The sequence below is a fragment of the Xanthomonas hortorum genome (genome assembly GCF_024339125.1).
Taxonomy (GTDB): domain Bacteria; phylum Pseudomonadota; class Gammaproteobacteria; order Xanthomonadales; family Xanthomonadaceae; genus Xanthomonas; species Xanthomonas hortorum.
This window is the reverse complement of sequence record NZ_CP101417.1, coordinates 1,681,653-1,697,597: the sequence shown is the minus strand read 5'-3', so window position 1 is coordinate 1,697,597 and position 15,945 is coordinate 1,681,653. Positions and strand designations below refer to the sequence as shown.

Here is a 15,945-nt window from a genome sequence, read left to right as displayed (position 1 = left end):
CGCATGTCCAGCATCAAGTTCGGGATGTGGAGCACCATCCTGCTGCTCGGCAGCGCGCATGGCGTGCTCGGCGCGAGCCTGTTGCTGCTGGCCCCGGTCAACCGCATTGCCAACCGCTGCCTGGCCGCACTGCTGCTGGTGGTGGTCGCCCTGATCACGCCCTACACGCTCGGCTATGCCGGCGCCTACGATGCCTACCCGGATCTGACCTACGCGCCATTGTTTTGGGAGCTGGCCATCGGGCCGCTGCTATGGCTCTACGTCCGCCAACTGGCGCGTCAGCACTTGCCGCCTCGTTGGGCGCTGCATCTGCTGCCGGCGCTGCTGCAGGGCGGTTACTACACGTGGCTGTTCACCTGGCCGCTGCAACGCAAATGGGCCTGGAACGCTGCCGTCCACGTGCCCTGGATCGCGCCGCTGCAGGACGCGCTGGTGCTGACCTCGCTGGCGTTCTATCTGCTGCTGGCCTGGCGCGAATACCTGGCCTATCAACGCTGGCTGGAACATCACAGCGGCGCGCGCGAGGAACTGCGGCTGCCGTGGCTGCGTGGCTTTCTGCTGGCCGCCGCGTTGCTGGTGCTGTTACGGCTGGGCTTCACCGCCAGCGACCGGCTGTGGCATCGGCTGTCCTACGTCGATGAGTTTCCGCACTATCTGGCCACCGCCGCGCTGATCTACTACCTGGGTCTGGAAGGCTGGCGCCACGCAAGGGTGCACTACCCGGCGCGCGATGCGGTGCTGCCACACGATGCGCCAGCAGACCGAGCAGGCGAACCAGCGCCCGCTCCCGTCCAGGACAAGGACTGGCACGCGCTGGGGCAACAGGTCGCAGCGCAAGTCACCGCGCACGGCTGGTGGCGCGAGCCGGACCTCAGCCTGCCCGAGCTGGCGCGGCGCATGGGCACCAACAGCAATTATCTGTCGCGCGCGCTCAACGAGGGGCTGGGACAGACCTTCAGCACGTTCCTCAACACGCTGCGCATCGCCGAAGCGCAGCGCCTGCTGGGCGGCGATCAGGATATCCTCGACATCGCACTGGCAGTCGGCTTCGGCTCCAAGGCCAGCTTCAACAGGGTGTTTCGCGCCTGTGCCGGCTGCACACCCAGCGACTACCGGCGCACGCAACGTCGCATCGCTTGAAAATCGCTCAGCGATTGCGTGTTTGAGTCGTCTGCCAAGGCACCCCTGACCATGCTGGCGGCTTCTCACACAAGGAGTCGCCATGTCACCGCGCCTGCGCCATCTCGTTATGTCGCTGATCCTGCTGTCGATCTGGTTACCGTGCGCCGGCGGGGCCGCAACGCCGCCATCAACGCTGCGCAGCGACAGCCCGCTCGCAGGCCCGGCGCTGCTCGCCGATATCGATGTATTGCAAAGCGCCTATGTGGCGCTGCATCCGGGTCTGTACCGCTACTCCACCGAACAGGAAATCACGCAGCGCTTCGATGCCTTGCGTGCCGAACTCGAAAACGGCGCAACGCTTGCGCAGACCTACCTGGCCATCTCTCGCCTGACCGCCAGCGTGCGCTGCGGCCATAGCTTTCCCAATTTCCTCAATCAACCCGAACCGGTCCGGCACGCCTTGTTCGACAACGACAGGCAGTTGCCCTTCCACTTCCGCTGGCTGCAGGGCCGGATGGTCATCAGTCGCAACGGCTCCGATCAGCCCACACTGGTACCCGGCACGGAAGTGCTGGCGATCGATGGCATTGCCTCGGCGCAGATCCTGGCCGCGCTGATGAGCGTGGCGCGCGCCGACGGCAGCAACGACGGCAAACGTATCGCGCAGATGGAGGTGCAAGGATTCGCACGCATCGAAGCCTTCGACGTTTACCTGCCGCTGCTGTTTCCGCAACTTTCGGCTGACCCGTTGCTGCGTGTGCGCGGGCCAGGTGCGGTAAAAGAACGCGAGCTGCGCGTCCACGGCATCAGCGCGGCGCAACGCCGCGCGATGATCCCCACGCGCAGCGACAACAGTGCAGCGCCGCCATGGCGTCTGGACCTGGCAACACCCGGCGTGGCGGTGCTGCAGATGCCGACCTGGGCGGTGTACGACAGTGAGTGGGACTGGCAGGCATTTCTGGCGCGCAGTTTCACCACATTGGCCGAGCGCGAGATTCCGGCGTTGGTGATCGATCTGCGCGACAACGAGGGCGGGATGGATGTGGGCAGCGTCTTGCTTGGGTATCTGTCCGCACGTGAGATAGCGGCGCCGCAAATGCGCACGCTGGTGCGCTACCGGCGCCTGCCCGACGCGCTGGCGGCGTACGTCACCACCTGGGACACGTCCTTTCGCGACTGGGGCACGCGTGCGGTTGCCTACGACGCGCGTTTTTACACGCTCAACCCTGCATCCGATGCAGATGCGCAAGCCCGCACGACACCGCATGCGCCGCCCTTCGACGGCAAGGTGTTTGTGCTGATCGGCCCGGGAAACAGCTCGGCCACATTCGCGTTCGCGCAGCGAGTGCAGCGCAGTGGGTTGGCCACCCTGGTCGGCCAGCCCACCGGCGGAAATCTGCGCGGCACCAATGGCAGCGCGTTCTTTTTCCTGCACTTGCCCAACTCGCAAATCGAAGTGGACCTACCGCTGGTCGGACAGTTTCCAACCAGCGCACAACCGGATCGCGGCGTGTTGCCCGACGTGCCGGTAACCATCACCGCGCAAGATCTGCAACACGGCAGGGATGTGGAAATGGACGCCGTCAGCACCTTGCTGCGCACGCCTTAAGCGCAGCCGCAGGTACAGCGCAGAGCTCTCGCATAGCCACGGCTATAAAGATCAGACCGACCTTCGCGTGCAGTGCAGGCGCACCGAACGCGGCCATGCGTTGGTACACTGCGCGCCCCTTGGGGAGTAGCCTGCTTCTGCATCGTCGGAAGCGCCTGCATCAACATACTCGGCCCTCGCGCCGTGGTGCAGGCAACCAATTTCGGTTTGGCGAGACCAGCGGCATGCGTGCACAACAACGGTTGGCGCGGGCGCATGTCGTTGCGATCGTGCCCAACCCGAGAATGTCGATGTCCCCTTTTTCCATTGTGTTGATCGGTTTCGCAATGTCGACCGATGCGTTTGCCGCAGCGATCGGCAAAGGCGCGGCGATGCGCAAGCCGCAGTGGCGCGATGCGCTACGCGCCGGGTTGATCTTCGGTTGCATCGAGGCGATCACCCCGGTGATCGGTTGGCTGCTGGGGCGTGCCGCCTCCAGCTATGTGTCTGCCTACGATCACTGGATCGCCTTCGTGCTGCTCGGCGCATTGGGCACGCACATGATCGTGGCCGGGCTGCGCCAGGAACCGGACGATGTGGACAAGGCGTCTTCCGATACGCCGAAACGGCATGGATTGCTGGCCTTGGCCACCACCGGTTTTGCCACCAGCATCGATGCGATGGCGGTCGGTGTAAGCCTGGCGTTTCTCGACGTGCATATCGGCGTGGTGGCGGTGGTGGTCGGGCTGTGCACCTTCAGTATGGTCACCGCAGGCGTCATGCTCGGCCGCGTGCTCGGCAACCTGATCGGCAAACGCGCCGAGATTCTCGGTGGTTTGATTCTGGTGATTGTCGGCAGTGTCATCCTGTACGAACACCTGAGCGGCGCGGCGTAAGCGCAAGGCTGTTCTCCGTAGGAGCGCGCTGGCGCGCGATGGGGCGTTATCGATCATGCTTCATCGCGCGCCAGCGCGCTCCTACGCTGCATGGCCTTGCTATCCGCCCGAGAGGCATGCCGCATTTTTACAATGCCGCGTGTATCCCTGCATCTCACGACGATGCACGCGATGCGCTGGCTCAGCGCTTTTTCGCATCGTGATGCGCGCTCAAGAACGCACGCAACGATGCCGGCTTCACCGGCTTGGTCAGCAACCGATAGCCACGCGCACGCGCGAGTTGCTTGAGTTCGTCGCGGCCGTCGGCAGTAAGCAGTGCGCCGGCGATCGGCGCGGTTGCGGCGGCCTGCACCGCGTCCAGCGTATCCAGGCCATCGAGCCGGTCGTGCAGGTGGTAATCCACCAGCATCAGGTCCGGTTGTTCGCGCGCGCGCTCCAGCGCCTGATCCACGGTGCTGGCGGTGATCACTTCCACCTGCCAGCGGCCGAGCAGTGCGCACATGCCGTCGAGAATTTCGCGGTCGTTGTCCACGCACAGCACGCGCAGACCCGCCAGCGAATCGCCGCTAGGCAACGGCCGCACCGCAATCACCGGCACCACGGGCGGCAGCGGCACCGCGGCCACGCGCGGCAACAGGATCGAAAACATGCTGCCGCGGCCGACCTGGCTGCGCGCACTCAGATCGTGATCGAGCAAACGCGAGATGCGTTGGCAGATCGACAGACCCAAGCCCAAGCCCTGCTCGCCCCAGTCGAACGGCTGCTGATAGCGGCGGAACTCTTCGAAGATCTGCCGCATATGGTGCTCAGGGATGCCCGGGCCGGTGTCCCACACCTGCAGTTCCACCTGCTCGCCGCGCCCGCGCATGCCCAGCACGATGCGGCCCTGGCGTGTGTAACGCAGCGCGTTGGCAAGGAAGTTCTGCATCACCCGGCGCAGCAGGCGGCGGTCGCTGCGCACCCACAATGCGCGGCTATGCACCTGCAACTGCAGGCCGCGGCTGGACGCCACCGGTGCGTACTGCGCGGCCAGCTCGTGCATCAGCGCACTGGCATCAAAGTCCTCGACGGTGGGCCGCAAGCCGCCGGCATCCAGCCGCGAGACGTCGAGCAGGCCATCGAGCAGTTCCTCGGCCGCGCGCAGCGAGGCATCCACACGCTCGGCCAGATGGCGTTGTTCTTCGTTGTTCTGATGGCTCTCGCGCAAGGCCGAGGCGAACAGGCGCGCGGCATTGAGCGGCTGCAACACGTCGTGGCTGATCGCGGCCAGAAAGCGCGTCTTGGATTGCTGCGCCAGCTCAGCCTCGCGCGAACGATCGGCCACGCGTTGTTCCAGGTTTTCGTTGGCGTCCAGCAGCGCGCGCTCGGCGCGTTTGTAGTCGGTGATGTCGTTGTAGCTGGTGACATAGCCGCCACCCGGCAGCGCCTGGCCGCGCATTTCGATCACCTTGCCGTCGCTGCGAGTACGCTCGAACACATGCGGGGAGCCGGCGCGCATATGGCGGATGCGGCGATCGATCTGGTCTTCGGTATCGCCCTCGCCCAACTCACCTCGCTCGGCGTTGTAGCGGATCAGATCGGCCACCGGGCGGCCGACGTACAACATGCCGTCCGGGTAACCGAACAGCTGCTGGTAGCGCCGATTCCACGCGGTCAGGCGCATTTCGGGGTCGACCACGCTGACCGCGGCACTGATGTTTTCCAGCGTGGTGGAGAGGATTTCGCGATTGAAACGCAGCTCCTGCCCGGCTTCGTCCAGCACCGCCACCACCTCGCCCAGCTCCATGCCCGAGCCGCGCAACAGACTGGTCAGCACCAGGCGCGCGGAGGCGGCGCCGATCGAGGCGGCGAGCAGGCGCTCGGTAAATTGCACCCAGGCGCGATCGGCCACCACGGTGGGTTGCAGCTCGCGTTCCAGCAGCACCGCCTGGTCGACGAAGGCGCGGTGCGCATGCCGCTCGCCCACCACACGCTCGGCCAGCGCCTGCAGGTCGGCAACGCGTACATGGCCTGGCCAATCGCCGGCCACCGCCGGACGCTGCGCATACGGGTCCAGGAACGGCGCCGCGCGCAAGCGTTCGTCCACACCCGGACGCCAGCGCGCCGACACCAGCATCATCGCGCCGACGTTGATCAGCAGCGACCAGAACGTGCCATGCGCCAGCGGGTCCCAGCCACGCATGCCGAACAGTTGCTGCGGCTGCAGCCAGGCGATGCCGAACGGGCCGTCCACCAGCCACTCCGGCTGCAGCCAGCCCGCACGCGTGGCGGCCGGCAGCAGCAGTGTGTAGATCCAGGTCGCAAAGCCCAGCACCATGCCGGTCTCCACGCCCTTGCGGCTGGCGCCGCGCCAGTACAGCCCGCCGATTACGCCCGGCGCGAACTGCGCCACCGCCGCGAAGGCCATCAAGCCGTAGGCCGCCAAGGTGGTGTCGTTGGCCACGCTGCGGTGATAGCCATAGGCAACCAGCGCCAACAGCAGGATGGCGACGCGACGGATCCACAGCACCCGCGAGGCAACCGCCGCGCGCGCATCGGCGCTGCCACGGCGGCGCAGCAGCACCGGCATCACCAGGTCGTTGCTGACCATGGTGGCCAGCGCGATACTGGCCACGATCACCATGCCGGTAGCCGCCGAAAACCCGCCCACGTACGCCACCAACGCCAGCACGGTATTGCCCTGGCTCAGCGGCAATGCCAGCACCATCGCATCGTCGGCCACCGCGCTGCCCTTGCCGAACAAGGCCACGCCGGCCGAGGCGATCGGCACCACCATCGCCGAGATGATCACCAGATAGGCGCCGAACAACCAGCGTGCGCGACGGATGTCGCCCACATCGCTGCATTCCACCACCGCCACATGGAACTGGCGCGGCAGGCAGATCACCGCCAGAAAGCTGAGCAAGGTTTGCGAAATGAACCCCACCGACGGCGTGTGTTCGAACAAGGTACGCGCCGAATCGGCGATGGGCACCTGGTGGTCGCTCAGCCACACCCAGGCGAACAACCCCACTGCGACGATGGCGATCAACTTGATCACCGACTCCAGCGCGATCGCCAGCATCATGCCGCGATGGTGCTCGGTGGCATCGACCTGGCGGGTGCCGAACAAGGTCGCAAACAACGCCATCAACAGCGCCACGTACAAGGCCGGGTCGGCGAAGATGCCGCGCCCGGCACTGCTATGCCCGGTCAGCACTTCCAGGCTCATCGCCACCGCTTTGTACTGCAGCGCCAGATACGGAACGATGCCAACCAGCGCGATCACTGCCACCAACGCGGCCAGCCGCCGCGAGCGGCCGTAGCGCGAGGAAATGAAATCGGCGATGGAGACGGTATTTTCAGCGCGGGCGATCAGCGCTAGCCGCTCAATGATGCGCCAGCCGAACAGCAGCAACAGCAGCGGACCCAGGTAGATCGGCAGGTAACCGATGCCGTTGCGCACCGCCGAACCCACCGCACCGTAGAAGGTCCACGACGAGCAGTACACCGCCAGCGCCAGGCTGTAGACCGCGGGACGCAGCCACGGCCGCTCCGGGTACAGCGGACGGCGGTCGCCCCACCACGCCACGCCAAACAGCAGCGCGGCATAGCCGACGGAGACCAGCAGCAGGATCCAGCTTGATACCAAGGGGCGTTCCTAGGCGGTGCGGTGCGAGCCTGGGAGTTTACGCAGTGGGGATTGGGGATTGGGGGTTTCGCTGCAGGGCGGCTGATCTGCGGCTTGGCTGTAGGGCCCTTGCCCGCCCACCATCGCGGGACACGCCGCAAGTACGTCCATGTAGGCTCTTACGCGGCATCCATGCCGCGTAAGGTCCCGCGACGGTAGGCGGGCAAGGACCAGTCGAGATGGTCGGTGTGCATGGGTGCAAGCAGTACGTGACGTGCGTTGTTTGGATTGAGGTGCGTCCGATCAGCTTTGCAACGCAGCGCGATCAACAAGCGGTTTTCAAAGAAGCAACCTGCAACCTTTCTGGTGCGGTGTCCTCACCGATTGCGGGACCGTGTGGCGGCATGGATGCCGCCACCGAGCCTACATGGACGTACTTGCGGCGTGTCCCGCGAGCGGTGAGGACACCGCGCCCTCGACTCCCCAGCCGTTTGACTGTATCCAACAAGATGCGGCTATTAAAACCACTGCGCTCATCCCCAAACGAGCGTTCGCTACGTTTTGCTAGCCGCTCCTAACCGGGCAGGCGCACCTGCACCTGATACGTACGCCCGGCGACGATGCCGTGCACGCGCTGATCCGGGCAGGGGGCGCCATCTACCGCCACTTCTACCTGCGTGCGCCCCGGCTCACGCGTCAGCGCCACCTCGAACTGCGCGCCACGGAACTGGCGCGTCACCTGCGCGTGCGGCCAATGCGAAGGCAGCTGCGGGCGGATTGCCAGTGCGTCACCCTCGCCGACCAGGCCAAACAAACCTTCCAGCACGCAGCGATACACCCAGGCCACCGTGCCGGTATTGAACAACTGGCTCGAACGTCCGGCTGTACGCGGGTACTGGTGCCAGGCGCCGCGGTAATAGTTGGGCAGCGACACCGGCAGGTGGCCGCGCTGCAGCGCGTCCTCGCGTGTAGGACCGGGCAACATCGCGCGCAGAATCTCCCAGGCGCGATCGGCCTCGCCGATCTGGTACAGGCTGTAGAGATAGAACGCCACTGCGTGGTTGTAGACCGCGCCGTTTTCCGCGGCTCCCGGCCACTTCTGTGTCAACCGGCCCACGTCGTCGCGCATATGCGTATAGGCAGGCGCCAGCATCATCGGCCCGTATGGCGTGTGCAGTTGTTCGCGCACCGCGTCCAACAGCGCCTCGCGCTGCGCCGTATCGGCAGTGCCGGCCAGCAGCGCAAAGCTTTGCGGATTGAGATAGATGCGCCCCTCTACATCCTCGGCGATACCGAAGCGCACACCATCGTCGGTGATGCCGCGTGCGTACCAGTTGCCGTCCCATAATTCGCGATTGGCATCGGCGTTGACCGTCTGCACTGCCTGCGAAAATGTCTCCGCCTGCGCAGTGCGGCCTTGCGCGGCGCAGATGCCCGACCACAACCGCAACGCATACGCGGTGGCCACCGTGAGCCAGCCGGACACACCCTTGCCGCGCCAGCCGACCATGTTCATCGGGTCGCACCAATCGCCCTGCGCGATGAAACTCAAACCCCGCCCATCGCGGGCATCCAGCAACCACTGCATCGCCGCATCCAGGCGCTCGGCCACGCTGAGCGAGTGTCCGTCGTGCGTGCGCACCACTTCATCAAGCACGCTGGCATCGCCAGTTTCGGCCAGATACGCGCTCAGGAAAATCGGCAACCACACGCAGTGATCGGTATGCGGCACCTGGTTGATGTATTTCAGCTCGGCACCTTCCACCAGCAGGATGCCGTCCGGCATCGCGCCACTGGGCTCCTGCTGCGAGAGGGCGTGCAACAACGCCGCACGCGCGGTGGCCGGCTGCAGATACGCCATGCCCATGTGGTCCTGCAGATAGTTGCGCGTCTGCGGATCGGTGGTCAGGCGGTTGACGTCGCCGTGATAGAACACCTGCCGCGGCAGCCAATGATTGACCAGGTTGTCCAACGCAGGATCGGGCGTGACGATCTGCGCGCATCCGCGCCCGCCTTGCAGATACTGCGCGTACTCGCGCGCGGCTGCAGCAAAGCCTGCCTCGGATAGATAACGCGCACGCAGCGTGGTGATTTCCGCATCGTCCTTGGCCGGCCCGAATGCGAAGCGATACACGCTCGCTTGATCGGCTTCCAGCGTGAGGCGATATTGCAACGCGGCTGCCGGGTTCTCGTAGTGCGCGTCGCTATTGCCCAGTTGCTCGGCCTGGATTGCCGAGGGCGCATGCAGACCGCCCTCGCCTTCGAATGCCATCTGCTGCGCATCCCATGCCACCGGGGGCTGCTCGTGCAGCAGGAAGGTGCAGTCCTTGAAATCGCGTTGGCGAAAATAGTCGTCCACCTTCTGATACGGCGCCACGCTGCGGCAGACGATGCCGCCCAGTGCCGGCTCATAAGTGCCGCTCTGATGCATCCACGACATGTAACCGATGGGGAAATACGGATACAGGCTTAGCCTGCGCGTGCGCCCGGACAGGTTGTGCACGCGGCATTCCCACAACTCCACCGCATCGTCGGTGGGCAACGCCACGCACAGCTCTACCACGATGCCATCGTGGCGCACGCGCCAACGCACATCGTGCTTGCCGGCAGAAAACTCGAACTGCTCCGGCGATGCGCGCACCGGTTCGTGCGGCACCGAATACAGCGCGCCGGTCTCTTCGTCCTTGAGGTAGAAGAAGCGCCCGGGGTGATGCGCGTAGTACGGTTGCTCGGGCATCATGAAATTGCGCGCTTCCAGCAGCGGCGCATGCGCATATTTGGCCGGCTCCGGTTGCATGAACTGCCCGGTGGCGTAACCACGGCAGGTCAGCTGCAACATCATGCGGCGGTTCCACAAAAATCCACCCGCGTTCGGCATCGCGGTGGGGCTGTAGAGCGCATAACGCGCGCCGTCGGCGCTGGGCGCCATCAACGTGGAAAGATCGTCGGCGTTAGAGGTTGTTTCGGAATCGGCCATGGACGTTGCAGACACGGTCAGCGATGCTCCTGTTCTTGGCGCTTGCGCGCGGCCAGTTCGTGCTGGATGCGACTCAACAAGCCATCATCGAGCGGATAGAAACGCATGGTCCAGGCCGCCAGCAACGCGACCGCGCCAGGGATCACCGTCAGCAGCAGCACGATGCCAGTCAAGGAGCCGGCAGACTGCGCGCTGTTGGCCACATAGCCCATGCCGGCCAGCACCCAGGCGATGCCGGCAGATGCCAGCGCCCCGCCGAGCTTCTGCGAAAACGTAGCTGCCGCGAATGTCATCGCGGTCGCACGGCGGCCGGTGCGCCATTCGGTGTAATCGGCGCTGTCGGCATACATCGAAAACGCCAGCGGCGATTTGGGCCCCAGCGCCAGACCGATCAACATGTTCAGCGCAAAGATCGCCCACACCGCATCGGCGGGAATGAAAAACATCAGGCAACTCAACACGCCAACGACCGCCATCAGCGTGGTCATCAGCCGGCGTTTGTCCCAGTGCCGGGTCAGCAACGGGGTGATGCCCGCACCCACCGCCAACGCCACCGAATACCCGCCCAGAAACAGCCCGGTCAACTCCGGCCGCTGCACGTAGTACTTGAGGTAATACACGCCGGCACCACCACGCATGACAATGGTGATCATGATGATCAGCGACAGCACGAACAGCACGCACCACGGCTTGTTCTGCAGCAAATCGGCAATGTCCTGGCGCACCGGCGTGCGTTGTTGCGGCGGCGGTTGCACGCGCTCGCGCGTGGTCAAGGCCACGGTGACGAACAAGGCCACCGCCACCGCGCCGTACAGCATCATCGTGCGTTGCCATCCCAGCGCATCGTTGCCGGCACCGAACCAGGCCACCAGATCCAGCGTGCAGTAATTGACCAAGGTGGTGCCGGCGAACGCGGCGATGAAGCGCAGGCTGATCAGACTGGTGCGCTGGCTGCTGTCGGCGGTGATCACGCCCGACAATGCCGAGTACGGAATGCTCACCACCGTATAGGCCAGCATCATCACCAGAAAGCTGATCATGGCCCACCACATGCGCCCGTTCTGATCCAGCGCAGGCGTGGTGTAGGCGAGCACGCCGGTCACCGCCATCGGCACTGCGCCCCACAACAGATACGGGCGGAATTTGCCCCAGCGGCTGCGCGTGCGGTCGGCCAATGCGCCCATCGCCGGATCGGCAATCGCATCGGCAATCTTGGTCAGCAAAATCATGGTGCCCACTGCCGCCGCCGGCAGATGCATTGTGTCTGTATAGAAAATCAGCAAGAACGCGGAGATGTTGGCCCAGTAAAGATTCAGGCCCAGATCGCCGCCGCCGTAGCCCAGTTTTTCGCGCCAGCGCAGGCGCGCCGATGCAGGAGACGTTGCAGGTGATGACGTCATCGGCTGGCCTTGGAGTGCGTTGAACCCGGCCGAGCGCGCCGTTACGCTGGGCGGCCCGCTCACCTGGCGAGGAGCGCCGACGCTACACCACGCATCGGCTGCCGCCAACGTGAAATCCGGCAACATGCCGAATCGATCCGGAGATATAACCTAACGTGATGGACGCCGCCGCAACCCCCACACCCGCGTCCGCTTCGCCCCTGGCCATCGTCGTGATGGGTGTTTCGGGCAGCGGCAAGACCACCATTGCGCAGGCCCTGGCAGCGCACTACGGCTACCGTTTTCTGGATGCCGACGACTATCACAGCGTGGCCGCACGCGCGCAGATGGCCACCGGCCAACCGCTCACCGATGCGATGCGTTTGCCGTGGGTAGAGTTGCTGTCGGCCACCTTGCGCGACTGTGTGCATGCCGGCGAATCGGTGGTGTTGGCGTTCTCGGGTTTGCGCGGTACCCACCGTCAATTGCTGCGCCGCAGCGGCGTGCCGATGCGCTTTGTGTTCCTGCATGCGGCCCCGCACGTCATCGCTGCGCGCCTGAGCGCACGCGCCGGCCACTTCATGCCGCCCAGTCTGCTGGAGAGTCAATTGCAGACCTTGGAATTGCCACTGGACGAAGCGGACGTGGTGTCGGTGGATGTGGACGCAACGGTACCGGAGGTGGTGCACGATGCGATCGCGCAGCTGGCGCTGATCGCTCCCGCGGCAGTGCACGCAGCGGCACACTCACCTCAAAGTGCGTGACGCGCTATGACAGTGTTTTCTTCTCCCTCCGGGAGAAGGTGCCCCGAAGGGGCGGATGAGGGTACGTGCGAAGCCACGCACTCTAACTCCTGTGTGCCTTCGCCACCGTACCCTCACCCCAACCCCCGCTCCGCGCCCCGGCCCGCGTTGGCGACGCGGGCGCTCCAAGGCACGCGCGCCAGTGGCGCGCAAACCGTGCCTTCTCGCCCCGAGGAGAGGGGCTTAGTTCAGCACAGTGATCCACCTCACAAGGTGGCGCAAAATTTCCTGGTTACTTTTTGCAGACCGCTGTTCTGTATGGAAATCCCAATCGCCTCGACGAATCATTTTCCCTATCGCAGCACACGCAAATAGTGATGAATCATCACCATTTGTGCGAATACCGAACACGGTGAACGCAATTTTTTCGAGCTGGTGACACCAGATGCAAACAGACCCGACCGTTGCGTGAATGCGGCGGCGCGCCTGTGTTGCACGGTCACCACAATCGGCCATCTTCAGTCGGCAGATCCGGGGGGATCCAGCGCTTCCTTCCATCTATGGACATGCCGTGATGACCAACTCTATTCGCCGCTTGCGATTTCGCAGTTTGACGCTCGTTCCCTGCCTGCTTGCCAGCGCAGTGGCTTTCGCCCAGTCCAGCCCCGCAACCGCACAACAGTCGGTGTCGTCCCTGGATGCCCAGGCGTTCGCGCGCTCCGGCCAGGTCTGGCGCAGCTTCGGCAACGACCTTCCGTTCGCAAGCCCCAGCAGCTGGCACAGCGCTGGTGGCGGCTACTTCAACTCGCGCTTCGCACCGGGCGAGTGGAAGATCAATCGCACCACCGCCAAGACACTCAAGCCCGCATGGACCTTGACCACCACCGGCGACATCTCGGCCACGCCGAGCGTGGAAGGTGGAACGCTCTACGTCCCCGACTGGGGCGGCACGCTGTATAGCGTCGACACCCAGACCGGCAAGCCGAACTGGCAGGCCAAACTGTCCGACTACACCGGCAATGCGAATTCGGTAACCCGCAATACACCGGCCATCAGCGCCAAGAGCATCATCGTCGGCGACCAGGCTGCCGGCACCGTGCTGGCGATCGACAAGAAGACCGGCAAGCTGTTGTGGTCGAGCACCGTCGAAGCCAACCCGCAGGCGCGCATCACCTCGTCGCCGGTCATCTACGGCAACCGCATTTACGTGCCCGTGTCCTCCGGCGACTGGGGCAATCTCGACGCGACCCACACCTTCAGCTTCCGCGGCAGCGTGGTGGCTCTGGATCTGAACACCGGCAAGAAGCTGTGGCAGTTCTACAACGTGCCCGAGGGCTATACCGGCGCATCGGTGTGGGGCCAGGTGGCGATCGATCCGATCAGCCGCCGCCTGTATTTCGGCACCGGCAACAACTACAACATTCCCGCCAGCGTGGGTAATTGCGTGTCCAACGCGCGCTCCTACCGCGGCAGCGAACTCACCGTGCAGGACGAGCTCGATTGCATGGCGCCGGACAACTACGTCGACTCGGTGATCTCGCTGAACCTGGACACCGGCAAGCTGGTCTGGGCCAATCGCGCGCAGGGCTACGACGCATGGAATCTGTCCTGCATCGTCGCGCCCACCAATGGCCTGTGCCCGAACACCCAGGCAACCAACCTCACCGGTCCCGATTACGACTTCGGCGGTGCCGGCGTGCAGCTGTTCACCGTGTGGCGCGACGGCAAGCCGCAGCAGTTGATCGGCGCCGGGCAGAAGAGCGGCATCTACTGGGCCTTCGACGCCAAGACCGGTGCCAAGGTGTGGTCCACCCAGGTCGGCCCGGGCGGCACCACCGGCGGCGTCGAATGGGGCACCGCGTTCGACCCGTACAAGTCGCAGGTCTATGTGGCCATCAACAACAGCTCCAATGCAAGCTACACGCTGGGGCCGGCCAATACCGAACGTCACAATGGCGGTTCTTGGGCGGCGCTGGATGCCGCGACCGGCAAGATCAAGTGGCAGGTCAAGGTGCCCGGCATCAACCGCGTGAATCCGACCGTGCCGGCCGGCGGCCAGGGCTCGCTGACCGTCTCGCCGAACCTGCTCTATGCCGGGTCGATGGCCGGCAACATGGTCGCGCTCGACACCGACACAGGCGCCACGCTGTGGAACTACGACGCTGCAGGCTCGGTGATCAGCTCACCCGCGATTGCGAACGGCGCGCTGTACTGGGGCGCCGGCTACGGCCGCTTCAACTTCGGCACGGCTGCAACCAGCAACCAGCTGATCAAGTTCGTGCCGGACAGCAGCGCGGCCAAGTAAGCGTCAACACACGTGAATTGCGTTGAATGACGCCTAGTCACGGCAGAACAACGGCGCCACCTTCGGGTGGCGTCGTTGTGTGTGGCGGGAACACGCCGCTACAGCCGCGTGACCTGACATAAGCGGATCTGCCCCGCTTCCAGCCCGTGCGCCTCGGCTGCACGACGGCGCAAGGCGCAGACCAACCCGGCGGCATCCAGCACGCCATCGGCAGGCACCTCCACGCTGTGGGCAAGTTGCCCCCACAGCACCGGCCGACCGTCGCAATAGCCTTCGTAGTCGGCGAAGTAATGCAGCTGGCGCAGCTCAGGTACCGACGTGGACATCGCCCTGGATCTCCGTGCAGCCCAGATGTTCGAGCGCGATTTCCAACCCCAGCAGATAGCTCTGCGCGCAGTAGCCGCGTACCGTCGCAATGCGTTGCCCGAATCCTTCCGGCAGGCATCGCTCCGGTCGGTCCACGCTATCGTCGTGGGCCTCCACGAACGGGTACGACAACGCGCTGAGCACGCGATGCAAGCGCGCGCTGTCCACGCAACTGCCCGGATCGATCAACGCGATTTCCATCCGCGCCTGCCCGGCCACACGCAAGGCATCCAGCAGCTCCTGCTCCGACCCGCAAGCACGCAGTGCCACCGTCTTGCCCGCATCCCCCGCGTACGCCACCAATTGCCGGATCACGGCACGCGGCAACCGCTGCGGACCACGCACCAGCGGCAACGATGCCTCGGGCCCACGCACGATCATGATCGACATGTCAGCCTCCTCAGGCAGCAGCGCGCAACGGCGCGCACAAAGGAGGCAGACAACGCGCGGCAATCCCCAGCGACATCGCATACGCACGCGATGCATCGTGCGGCGTGATCACCACCGCCAACGGTGCGTGCTGCGGATGCAGCCACGGCTCCAGTTCCTGATCGGCATCGGTATGCAGTTCGATATAGGGCGTGGGCAGCGCATCCAATGCCGCGCGCAATGCCTTTGCATGCACCTGCGCACGCTCGGATGGCGGCAGATCGCCCGAATCCAGCAACACCAGCTCCACCTCGGCATCGCCACCAGCCGCATGCAACCCAGCGATCAAACTATCTACATCGGCACATGCCAGCGTACGCAACGCACGGCCGGCACACTCGGGCAGCTGCAGCGGCGCCAATTGCGCCGGATCGGCCTGCGGACCACGCAAAATCAGGATACACATCGTGTTCGACTCAACGCACCACTGTGCGGGAGTGCCAAGGTAGATCTGCCGGGCATAAAGGCACTATCCGCGCCTTGGTGTCCCGGCATAAAGAGTGCGTAATGCCATGCCCAAGAACGGTAAC

11 protein-coding genes and 1 riboswitch are annotated in these 15,945 nt (G+C 64.8%); of the genes, 5 read left to right on the top strand and 6 right to left on the bottom strand.

Going from position 1 to position 15,945, the window contains the following annotated elements; all coding sequences use genetic code 11:
• Positions 1-24: 24 nt before the first annotated feature.
• From NMB96_RS07080 to NMB96_RS07070, 3 genes are all read left to right on the top strand, one after another.
• Positions 25-1,140: a helix-turn-helix domain-containing protein gene (locus tag NMB96_RS07080; RefSeq protein WP_255086942.1), complete on the top strand. Its 1,116-nt coding sequence runs from the start codon at positions 25-27 to the stop codon at positions 1,138-1,140.
• A gap of 82 nt (positions 1,141-1,222) precedes the next feature.
• The gene (locus NMB96_RS07075) at positions 1,223-2,731 is read left to right on the top strand and encodes a S41 family peptidase (RefSeq protein ID WP_023905674.1); all 1,509 of its coding nucleotides are present in this window, start codon (positions 1,223-1,225) and stop codon (positions 2,729-2,731) included.
• Between the two features lie 115 nt (positions 2,732-2,846).
• Positions 2,847-3,009: riboswitch (yybP-ykoY riboswitch) on the top strand.
• A 12-nt stretch (positions 3,010-3,021) separates the two neighbouring features.
• Entirely contained in the window at positions 3,022-3,606 is a 585-nt protein-coding gene (locus NMB96_RS07070; protein WP_043889929.1) for a manganese efflux pump MntP, read from the top strand.
• A 181-nt stretch (positions 3,607-3,787) separates the two neighbouring features.
• On the opposite strand, the gene NMB96_RS07065 is transcribed toward NMB96_RS07070, so the two are convergent.
• From NMB96_RS07065 to NMB96_RS07055, 3 genes are all read right to left on the bottom strand, one after another.
• Positions 3,788-7,237 (bottom strand): hybrid sensor histidine kinase/response regulator, encoded by a 3,450-nt coding sequence (locus NMB96_RS07065; protein ID WP_255086568.1) that lies wholly within the window; start codon positions 7,235-7,237, stop codon positions 3,788-3,790.
• Between the two features lie 553 nt (positions 7,238-7,790).
• Positions 7,791-10,208 carry a GH36-type glycosyl hydrolase domain-containing protein gene (locus NMB96_RS07060; RefSeq protein ID WP_023905678.1) on the bottom strand — a complete coding sequence of 806 codons (2,418 nt, stop codon included), beginning with the start codon at positions 10,206-10,208 and terminating at the stop codon, positions 7,791-7,793.
• Positions 10,209-10,210: 2 nt separating this feature from the next.
• On the bottom strand, positions 10,211-11,593 hold the full coding sequence (locus NMB96_RS07055) for an MFS transporter (RefSeq protein WP_183086962.1): 1,383 nt from the start codon (positions 11,591-11,593) through the stop codon (positions 10,211-10,213).
• 158 nt (positions 11,594-11,751) lie between these two features.
• On the opposite strand from NMB96_RS07055, the gene NMB96_RS07050 reads away from it, so the two are divergent.
• Positions 11,752-12,336 carry a gluconokinase gene (locus NMB96_RS07050; RefSeq protein WP_255086567.1) on the top strand — a complete coding sequence of 195 codons (585 nt, stop codon included), beginning with the start codon at positions 11,752-11,754 and terminating at the stop codon, positions 12,334-12,336.
• Positions 12,337-12,889: 553 nt separating this feature from the next.
• Entirely contained in the window at positions 12,890-14,620 is a 1,731-nt protein-coding gene (locus NMB96_RS07045; RefSeq protein ID WP_023905681.1) for an outer membrane protein assembly factor BamB family protein, read from the top strand.
• Positions 14,621-14,718: 98 nt separating this feature from the next.
• Here NMB96_RS07045 and NMB96_RS07040 read toward each other — a convergent pair whose 3' ends face one another.
• Genes NMB96_RS07040 through NMB96_RS07030 form a run of 3 tightly spaced genes read right to left on the bottom strand, consistent with a single transcriptional unit; the run spans position 14,719 to position 15,821 of the window.
• Complete coding sequence (locus tag NMB96_RS07040; protein WP_006449106.1) at positions 14,719-14,946, bottom strand: hypothetical protein; 228 nt, start codon at positions 14,944-14,946, stop codon at positions 14,719-14,721.
• Entirely contained in the window at positions 14,927-15,376 is a 450-nt protein-coding gene (locus NMB96_RS07035) for a 3-dehydroquinate dehydratase (RefSeq protein WP_023905683.1), read from the bottom strand. Before NMB96_RS07035 ends, NMB96_RS07040 begins: the two co-directional genes overlap by 20 nt.
• Before the next feature lie 10 nt (positions 15,377-15,386).
• Positions 15,387-15,821: a hypothetical protein gene (locus tag NMB96_RS07030; RefSeq protein ID WP_023905684.1), complete on the bottom strand. Its 435-nt coding sequence runs from the start codon at positions 15,819-15,821 to the stop codon at positions 15,387-15,389.
• Between the last annotated feature and the right edge of the window lie 124 nt (positions 15,822-15,945).

Coding starts and splice junctions, on each gene's coding strand:
- NMB96_RS07080 (WP_255086942.1), top strand. CDS start 25: ATGTGGAGCACCATCCTGCTGCTCGGCAGCGCGCATGGCGTGCTCGGC.
- NMB96_RS07030 (WP_023905684.1), bottom strand. CDS start 15,821: ATGTGTATCCTGATTTTGCGTGGTCCGCAGGCCGATCCGGCGCAATTG.
- NMB96_RS07070 (WP_043889929.1), top strand. CDS start 3,022: ATGTCCCCTTTTTCCATTGTGTTGATCGGTTTCGCAATGTCGACCGAT.
- NMB96_RS07035 (WP_023905683.1), bottom strand. CDS start 15,376: ATGTCGATCATGATCGTGCGTGGGCCCGAGGCATCGTTGCCGCTGGTG.
- NMB96_RS07040 (WP_006449106.1), bottom strand. CDS start 14,946: ATGTCCACGTCGGTACCTGAGCTGCGCCAGCTGCATTACTTCGCCGAC.
- NMB96_RS07045 (WP_023905681.1), top strand. CDS start 12,890: ATGACCAACTCTATTCGCCGCTTGCGATTTCGCAGTTTGACGCTCGTT.
- NMB96_RS07075 (WP_023905674.1), top strand. CDS start 1,223: ATGTCACCGCGCCTGCGCCATCTCGTTATGTCGCTGATCCTGCTGTCG.
- NMB96_RS07050 (WP_255086567.1), top strand. CDS start 11,752: ATGGACGCCGCCGCAACCCCCACACCCGCGTCCGCTTCGCCCCTGGCC.
- NMB96_RS07055 (WP_183086962.1), bottom strand. CDS start 11,593: ATGACGTCATCACCTGCAACGTCTCCTGCATCGGCGCGCCTGCGCTGG.